The sequence below is a fragment of the Acidovorax sp. GW823-FHT02H02 genome, from assembly GCF_058797075.1.
Genome location: NZ_JBXAJH010000038.1, coordinates 1 through 7,954 on the forward strand (window position 1 = coordinate 1; position 7,954 = coordinate 7,954).

Annotated in this window: 4 protein-coding genes and 3 pseudogenes; 3 read left to right on the top strand and 4 right to left on the bottom strand. The window is 55.9% G+C overall.

Annotated elements, in window-relative coordinates; translation table 11 throughout:
• Positions 1 to 74: 74 nt before the first annotated feature.
• Positions 75 to 1,235, bottom strand: a pseudogene (locus tag AC1RDS_RS20835) (type I restriction-modification system subunit M); the annotation flags it as partial.
• A gap of 672 nt (positions 1,236 to 1,907) precedes the next feature.
• On the opposite strand from AC1RDS_RS20835, the gene AC1RDS_RS20840 reads away from it, so the two are divergent.
• Genes AC1RDS_RS20840 through AC1RDS_RS20850 form a run of 3 tightly spaced genes read left to right on the top strand, consistent with a single transcriptional unit; the run spans position 1,908 to position 3,480 of the window.
• Positions 1,908 to 2,138: a hypothetical protein gene (locus tag AC1RDS_RS20840; RefSeq protein WP_492227346.1), complete on the top strand. Its 231-nt coding sequence runs from the start codon at positions 1,908 to 1,910 to the stop codon at positions 2,136 to 2,138.
• 48 nt (positions 2,139 to 2,186) lie between these two features.
• A complete protein-coding gene (locus AC1RDS_RS20845) occupies positions 2,187 to 2,525 on the top strand; it encodes a helix-turn-helix domain-containing protein (RefSeq protein ID WP_492227347.1) in 339 nt (112 codons plus the stop codon).
• On the top strand, positions 2,458 to 3,480 hold the full coding sequence (locus AC1RDS_RS20850) for a reverse transcriptase family protein (RefSeq protein WP_492227348.1): 1,023 nt from the start codon (positions 2,458 to 2,460) through the stop codon (positions 3,478 to 3,480). Before AC1RDS_RS20845 ends, AC1RDS_RS20850 begins: the two co-directional genes overlap by 68 nt.
• A 279-nt stretch (positions 3,481 to 3,759) precedes the next feature.
• Here the strand turns inward: AC1RDS_RS20850 and AC1RDS_RS20855 are convergent.
• The 3 genes and pseudogenes from AC1RDS_RS20855 to AC1RDS_RS20865 all read right to left on the bottom strand — a co-directional run.
• Positions 3,760 to 3,948: pseudogene (locus AC1RDS_RS20855) on the bottom strand (ATP-binding protein); the annotation flags it as partial.
• A 31-nt stretch (positions 3,949 to 3,979) separates the two neighbouring features.
• Positions 3,980 to 4,451, bottom strand: a pseudogene (gene istA / locus AC1RDS_RS20860) (IS21 family transposase); the annotation flags it as partial.
• Positions 4,452 to 4,998: 547 nt separating this feature from the next.
• Complete coding sequence (locus AC1RDS_RS20865) at positions 4,999 to 6,345, bottom strand: replication initiation protein (protein WP_492227349.1); 1,347 nt, start codon at positions 6,343 to 6,345, stop codon at positions 4,999 to 5,001.
• Between the last annotated feature and the right edge of the window lie 1,609 nt (positions 6,346 to 7,954).

The window sequence follows — 7,954 nt, forward strand, 5'->3', positions numbered from 1 at the left end:
TCAGCATCGCCGAGATGCTGGAGCTGGAGCAAAGCCACCTGATGCCGATGCCGGTGGCCTTTGATGGCTATGTTGAGGAACCACAGGCAGGCGGGGATTTGGGTGTTGAAGAACAACTGGCCAGGCAGGGCCACCATGACCTCGACCACGTCGGCATCGACCATGGCGGCGCGGATCACGCCTTCGTTGTTCTGACTGGAACTCATGCTGCCGTTGGCCAGCACAATGCCCGCGCGACCCGTGGGCTTCAGATGGTGCAGCATGTGCTGCAGCCAGGCGTAGTTGGCGTTGCCGTGGGGTGGGTCGCCAAACTCCCAGCGCGGGTCGCCCTCCAGGCGGCCGTGCCACCAGTCAGAGATGTTGAAGGGCGGGTTGGCCAGGATGTAGTCGGCCCGCAGGTCGGGGTGCTGGTTGCGGGTGAAGGTGTCGGCAGGCTCGCGGCCCAGGTTGTAGTCGATGCCCCGGATGGCCAGGTTCATGGCGGCCAGGCGCCAGGTGGTGGGGTTGGCCTCTTGGCCGTAGATGCTCACATCGCCCAGTTTGCCGCCGTGGGCTTCGATGAACTTCTCAGACTGCACAAACATGCCGCCCGAGCCACAGCACGGGTCGTACACCTTGCCTTCGTGGGGGCTGAGGATGGCCACCAGGGTTTTGACGATGCTGGCAGGCGTGTAGAACTGCCCACCCCGCTTGCCTTCGGCGCTGGCAAACATGCCAAGAAAGTATTCGTACACCTGGCCCAGCACGTCGCGGGCAATGGCAGCATCTTCACCAAAGCCAATGGTGGAGACCAAATCGACCAACTCGCCCAGCTTGCCATCGGGCAACTGTGCGCGGGCGTAGCGCTTGTCGAGGATGCCTTTGAGCTTAGGGTTCTCGGCCTCGATCAGCGTGAGTGCGTCGTCAATGCGCTTGCCAATGTCGGGCTGCTTGGCGGCATTGCGCAGGGCTTCCCACCGCGCGCCTTCGGGTACCCAGAAGACGTTGACCTCCTTGTAATAGTCGCGGTCTTCCAGTTCGGCTTCAATGTCGGCGGGGTCGGCATCGCCGTAGAAGTATTCGTCGTCGGGGTTGGTGAGGCGGGCCGTCAGCTCGGCACGGCGGGCGGCAAAGGTGTCAGAGATGTATTTGACGAAGATGAGGCCGAGCACCAGGTGCTTGTATTCGGCGGCGTCCATGTTGGCGCGCAGCTTGTCGGCGGTGGCCCAGAGGGTTTTTTTGATGTCGTCGAGCATGAGGGCTGAGAGAGTTTGGTAGCTCAATCCGGCTCGAAAGAGTGGATTGAACACATAGAAATCACTCGTCCCATCTTACCGTCACGGTCACAGACGGACACAGTTTCCTGCCGCTCGTTTAGCTGCAGGTGAAGGTGGTCTTGGTTCGGTTTAGATGACGATCGACCTGACACAGGATCTGAGACGATAGCGGGGTATGTCCGGTGGTCGACAGCCTGTGGCCTACGCCACGCACGAGGCCCTGGTGAGCACTCGCCGTTACAGCTAGATGCACATTAATATGACTGCCAGTGAAATTTCGATGGAAATAGTCCTGGTTTTGTGATTCAATTCCTATTACGGCGGGGGGAAACATGGCCCCGGCGCGGTTCAGTAAGTTTGTGATTTCTCTTACCCATAAGGTGGAAGGCTCAGTGGTTGGGTGCCAGTGATGGCGCCGCTTCGTCAGGCAGTTGATGAGGCAAGAACGCAGCTCGCGGTCGGTCGGCGGCGAGTGGACAGCGGAGGTCCCAGGCCCGGCGCGCTCAGTGCTCAATGCACAGCGCAAAAGTCCAGAAGGGGACGTTCGACAGTCAGCGGCAACTGTGGTGGGCTTGGTGTCGAGTTGGCTCCTTTACGGCGCTGCCTTGAATGGGGACGCAGGGCATTCCGCTCTGTATAAGGAGAGTCCGCATGGACAAACAAACTTGTGAGAACCACATCGCGGTCCTGAAGAAGGTCCGCGGTGCTTGCGATAGCCAACTCGACGTCGGTGTTAAGGCTGAATTGGATGCGGTAATCGAAGCGCTTGAGTGTTTCGAACCGGACCATGGCGCTGAAAGGGCAATGAAGCTCGGACAGCGCGCACTTCAGATCATCGCGGTGATCGTCAAAATCATGACGGACATCGGAGGCTGGATGTGATGCCAAACACCCCAAGCCCATTCTTTGTTTTTCTTGCTTGAGGTGCACATGGATATCGGCAACGCAATTCAGTTGGCCAGGAAGAAGCGAAAGCTCTCGCAGGCTGAATTGGCTGAGCGAGCAGGCATCTCTGCGTCTTATCTCTCCATGCTTGAAAGAAACCGGCGCGACCCTCCGCTGTCCACGGTGAGCCGCATTGCTGATGCTCTGGCGATGCCCGTGGAGATATTGTTTTTCCTGGGAGCCGAAGGCAGCGAGCTGGGGCGACTGGACCGAGAGCTGGCTGGCCAACTGGCCTACACCGCCTTGGAGCTACTGAATGAGCCTGTTCCTCAACAAGCCAAGTTACCCCCACAAGCCGATCTGGAGCCTGGAGAATCTCGCTGATTCGCTGCGCACAAGCAGCGCACAGTTGCAGGCGATTGCAGCACTTGCCGATCGATCCTACAGGCGGGTCGAGCTGGAGCCAGGAAGCACCCGCGAGGTGTTTTGCGCCAAGCCAAAACTCAAAGAAATTCAGAGTCGCATCAAGTTCGCGATCCTGAAGCGAGTGTCATTCCCCAACTATCTGACGGGTAGTCTCAAAGGCCGGGACTACATCACCAATGCTCGGCTCCATTCGGGCGCCCGGGTTCTCATCTGTGAAGATGTCACCAAGTTCTTCCCGTCTGTCAGCGCAGAAAAGGTCTTTGATATCTGGAGGCACTTTTTTGGTTTCTCGGATCAGGTTGCAGAGTTGTTGACCCGGCTGACCACAAAGGCAGGGTCGCTACCCCAGGGAGCCAGCACCAGCAGCTACCTGGCGAACCTCGTGCTTTGGCGCGAGGAGCCTTTGCTTGAAGCGAAGCTGGCCGAGCATGGAATCACCTATTCGCGCTTCGTTGACGACATGTCAATGTCGTGCAAACGCAACCTCAAACCTGAGGAGATCGAGCGCGTGATCGCCGACGTGTATGGAATGCTGCGGAAGAATGGGCTTTCTGCAAAGCGGAAGAAGCACGAAGTGTTCACGAGCTCGGAACGGATGATCGTGACTAAGGTGTTAGTGAATGCCAAACCATCCTGGAACTCGCATCGCCGTGCAGCCGTTCGAACGCAAGTCCATGCGCTGGAGCAGCGAGTGTCGTCTGGGGAGACCGGTGCCGAGCTGTACAGGTTCGTTGACAGGACCGGCAATCTGGTTGGACAACTGGGAAGATTCCACAAGCGCGAGGCAGAACTTCTAAGGCAAAGAGTTCGAAGAGCGCGCGAGATCCTCCGGGCAAGGGGAGCAACCTTCACTACTACTTCTTCCCTCCGGCCTCAGACTGATGCAGAGTCTTCCTCGTTGCCTTGGGAATAGGCTCCAGAAAGGAGGGCTGCTACTTCTTCCTTGTAATCAAGCTCAGGAAAGCTCGCTGCCACTCATGATCAACGAACGAGCTGGTCAAGTAGCCAGACCGAGTCTTCAAGTGGACGGCAGACCACGAAAAGGATCAAGAGTCGACGGGCCGCGGTGACTTATCCACAGGACAAAGAGAAAACCTGCTGCTTAAGCTTCGCCGAACGCCCCAAAGCGCTTGTTGCCGGTGAGCTGATAGTCATAGATTGGTTTGGCTGATCAGATTCGTCGGTGCGCGCATTATGACGACTCGGGTGTGATGGCGATGCGTGCGGCAGCCTCCTTGAGGCGGTAGCTCTTGCCCTCGAACTCCAGCATTGCGCAGCGGTGCATGAGGCGGTCCAGGATGGTGGTGGCCATGGTGGCGTCGCCCAGATATTTGCCCCAGTCCTGCACCACGCGGTTGGATGTGATGACGATGGAGCGGCGCGCACCGCCTCCTCGAAATACTGCATGCCCAGGAGCGGCAGAGGTTTGAGGTGGTTGCGCTCCTCCTCGAACATGGCCTGCACCTGGCGCCGCTCGGTGCCGTGGATGCGCTTGGCTGCCCAGCTCTTCTCCCAGTGCGCCAGGAACTCGTTCTGGGCCTCGATGGACTCAAAGCGCCGGCCCTTCAAGGCCGTGGCCTGGGTGTGGCCAATGGCATGCTCCACCGTGCCCTTGCGGTTGGGGTCTCGCACCCGCGCCGGGTCGGCCACCACGCCATAGTGCGCCAGGGTGGCGGCGTAGACTTTGTTGAGTTCGGGCTCGTACAGGTCGGGCTTGAAGACGCCTTCCTTCAGATTGTCCAGAACCACGTACTGCGGGCAGCCACCGAAGTACCGCAGAGCCTGCTCGTGCAACTCGGCCCAGATTTGCTGGCTGGACTTCCAGACCACGCAGCGGAAACTGGCGCGCGAGTAGCGCAGCGTGGCCACGAACAGGCGGGGCTGACTGTTCCTTGTTTTTTTGAGGCCCGTAAGCTGCCGTTGATGAAATTGTGGACGTCTACGGCAGTGGCCTTGTGCCAAGCAATGGCAGGCATTGATTGTCCATCGATGTTGGTATGTTGACTTAGCGATGTAAGCCAGCGTTTCCAAATTAACCGATAAAGAACCGCCCCCTTAGGGGTCAACCAATCTCGATCGTCGTTGGCTCGACTATCGAACCAAAGTTCAAACACCTCTGGCCCCAAAGGTCTCGACACATGGGACAGAGGAGGATTCTCCTTCAGGGGCAAGTCGGACATACAGATCTCCTGGAGTCTTGAATGCACATTACATGGATTAGTAGCTAGTTGATACGATCGCCATTCCACTTCCTACGACAACGCACAAAATATAGAAATGAATAGTCGATCAGAAAAAGGCCTCGGCAGTGACGGCAAGATCTGGTCATGTAGTGTGCATTCAGTTGTTGACCCAATCGCTCGCATGAGGTTTGCTCAAGGTGAAAGTGCTGCTCCACCCTGAAGAGCTACGCACACGGCAGAGGTCATTTCTATGCTGCGGGCTGAAATTGCTCAATGAACTGAGCCAAAGCCTGAGCGGTAGGCTCGCCCCAGAGCTCCTTGGCATACCAAGCTGAGAAGAGGGACCGGACCATGGCGCTTTCGATGCCCTTATCGAGCTTGATGGACTTGTTCGGGTTTTGTGCCTTGAACGCGTCGAAGATCTGCTTGTGCTCCTTTTCATCGAGCTCTTTGTAAACGGCCAAAGCATCCTGCGCGCGGGCGGCGAGGAATTTCTCCATCACCGACGGACCAGCGGGGTTCTTCCTAGAAGTCGTCTTTGGAGCGCTTAGAAGTATTGAATTCGGATTTCTAGCAATGTCTTGAAGTGTCCATCGGAAATATCCCGCCGGCGTGCCCAGTGGGCTCATGCTGGTGGACTCGGCTCGGATTTCCACCCGAGAAATGGCCGCACGGATGACATCATCTGGGTACTGGGCGGCCAAGTCTGATGCGTCAGCTTGGCTGAATCCGAACTTCATAATTCTTCCGATCAACTCCACATCAATCACTGGAGGTGCGGGGAATTCGAGCTGCGGCTGTTTGTTTTGCTCTACGCGGAATTGAAGCTTTTCCACCCTACGCCCGTTCTTATGTTCGACGAGCTCAATGTTGATGTCGGTCAGTGCATTAATCTCCGCGATGGCTGGCTTGATCGTGTCCCGCTTGAAATACTTATAGACCGGTGGCGCCTCGGCCGATATCGGATTTCCCGTGATGACCCCGTACCAGTGCTCGTAACTTTGGATAAAGGTCAACTTCGAGGGGTTGGTGGCATAACGTCTGCAGATCTCGTAAAGAGCAAGTGCCGAACCGGATTTGAGCGAGCTTTGGTAGACGATTGACAGCCGCGTATAAGTGCTCGGTGCCATCACTTGCTCATGGACCTCTGGCGGGAAGGCGAAACCGAACCACACTTGCCCAGAATGCTTGTTGAACCCCTCGGGGTTCACCAACGTCACAGATGAAACCAAGCGCTCACTGGTCCACTGACGCTCGTTCTCTATGAGCAGCTTGATGTTCTGCATGTCCTCCAGTTGCCGCTTGAGGTACAGGACGTCTTTGCTGTCGTATGCGGCGTCTCGTGCCAGGTCTGACAACGGAATCCAAAAATATTTCTTTGCAGCTGGCGTGTTGATGGGAGCGTTAAGGCCGGGCTCCTTCATCTCCTGCGCGTGATACATCATCACGTTGAAGACCTTGCGCGATAGCAACGATAGGTTACCTTCGACGACACGAAGACCGATGGCTTCATTCGTTTTTCGAAATTGCCTGAGATCGCCTGATTCGAGGGTCGTCAGCGCATTGCTTCGAGCCTTGCTCTTCCTTGTCGCCATCGACAGCCTTTCCGTGTCACCTACTGATCTCTTTCGCCGCAGCTATGGCCGCCATCATCGGTGAAAAATTCACTGAGTTTTCTCACCTTTGTATGAGCTCACCGATTTTTCACTTTTCAATGCGATCATAGCGCGCTCACCGCTTGATTTGATAGCTTCTCTTTAATCCTCAGACATTTATCCAACAGGTGCAGGAGATCAGGTCCCTGTAAAGACTCACCAAAGTCCCTGAATCCACTCACTTATGCTCCCCGTAGAAGCTCACCCAAAACACGTTTGGTCCCCGCTGAGTCTCACCTGTGTCCCTGTAGATGCTCACCTTGGTCCCCGAATCCACTCACCGGATCGCGCCCTACCCCGCGCCAGTGCTGCGTTTGGCCGCACTTAATTTGTATTTAAATGATCCAAGGGTATTTTCAAAAAGATTCTCAATGCAAAGGTGCCTTTTTTGATAAATACAAACAGCCAAAAACAGTCTCCAGAAAGACAAGAAAGCCAGCTCAGGGTCACTCAAGCACGCCTGGTACAGGTTCAAGCACAGCAAAAGCTCCCACAGGGCAAAACTGATCCTATCCTTGCCCTCTCCTCCTCCTCAATGGCAGCCACCTTGGTGCTTGTTCCTGAGCATCTCTGAACGCGCTTCAGGATCGCGAACTCTTGCGTCATCGGGAAGATGATTTCCACTGGTCCCCGATAAAGCTCACCTTTCGTTTGCATTCCGCCTTACAGGCGGATCAAGGCTCACCAAGGGACTATCTGGCCATGTCTCTGCTTTCGAGCGGCCTCCTGGGGCCCAATTCAGACTCATCTTGAGGTAGCCGTTTGGCACAAAGCCTTGAATAGGTCCCTGTAGAAGCTCACCAGTCAGTTGGTGTATCGAAGGAATGTAGATAAACAAATACTTTTAGTGAGAGCGTGCGCTCACTTTGTTTCTATGGTTCAAACCTTAGATAGACAGTCCCTGAAGAAGCTCACCTTTCTTGAACTGGACTGGACGGGTAAGGCGGGCTTTACCTGTGTCCCTGTATAAGCTCACCTTTGTCGTGGCGTGCTTGCCAGAATCAAATATCGCCGTTACATCGTTCAAGGTCCCTGTAAAGACTCACCTTTGGGGCGCGAGGGATGGTTTTCTGTCTTACCAGTGGTGCGGCCAGTGAGGGTATCTAGCAGGAAAATGGTCCCTGTAGAGGCTCACCATTCGAAATCAGCCGCCGAAAGAGTGCACAGGTCCCCGGAAAGGCTCACCTTTCTTCTTTTTACGTATCCGGGGCAGATCTAGTAGCGGAAACCGTGAGCGCAATTTGGGGCGAGATTTATTGGGCCCTGGTCCCTGTGGAAGCTCACCCTTCGGGATAAAGCTGTCAATCCTTGGTTCTCCGAGCTGTCATCGTGCGGCGCAATGGAGACGAAATCAGCCTTACGGTGAAGGTTTTTCCCTGTAAGAGCTCACCTTTCGCACGTCTGAATCGCCCCGGTTTTCGTGGAGGCCAGTTGGTTTAAGTCAGGCATCCACCGTGGAGCTCTGACTGGCGAGTTGACGCCAGACCTTGTCGGCACCGTAGACCTGCATATTGGCCTGCCAGACGCGTTCGATCTGCGGTGCCAGCAG

What these genes read in the sequence shown, in the direction of transcription:
- AC1RDS_RS20840 (WP_492227346.1), top strand. Translation starts at nt 1,908, where the DNA reads ATGGACAAACAAACTTGTGAGAACCACATCGCGGTCCTGAAGAAGGTC.
- AC1RDS_RS20845 (WP_492227347.1), top strand. Translation starts at nt 2,187, where the DNA reads ATGGATATCGGCAACGCAATTCAGTTGGCCAGGAAGAAGCGAAAGCTC.
- AC1RDS_RS20850 (WP_492227348.1), top strand. Translation starts at nt 2,458, where the DNA reads ATGAGCCTGTTCCTCAACAAGCCAAGTTACCCCCACAAGCCGATCTGG.
- AC1RDS_RS20865 (WP_492227349.1), bottom strand. Translation starts at nt 6,345, where the DNA reads ATGGCGACAAGGAAGAGCAAGGCTCGAAGCAATGCGCTGACGACCCTC.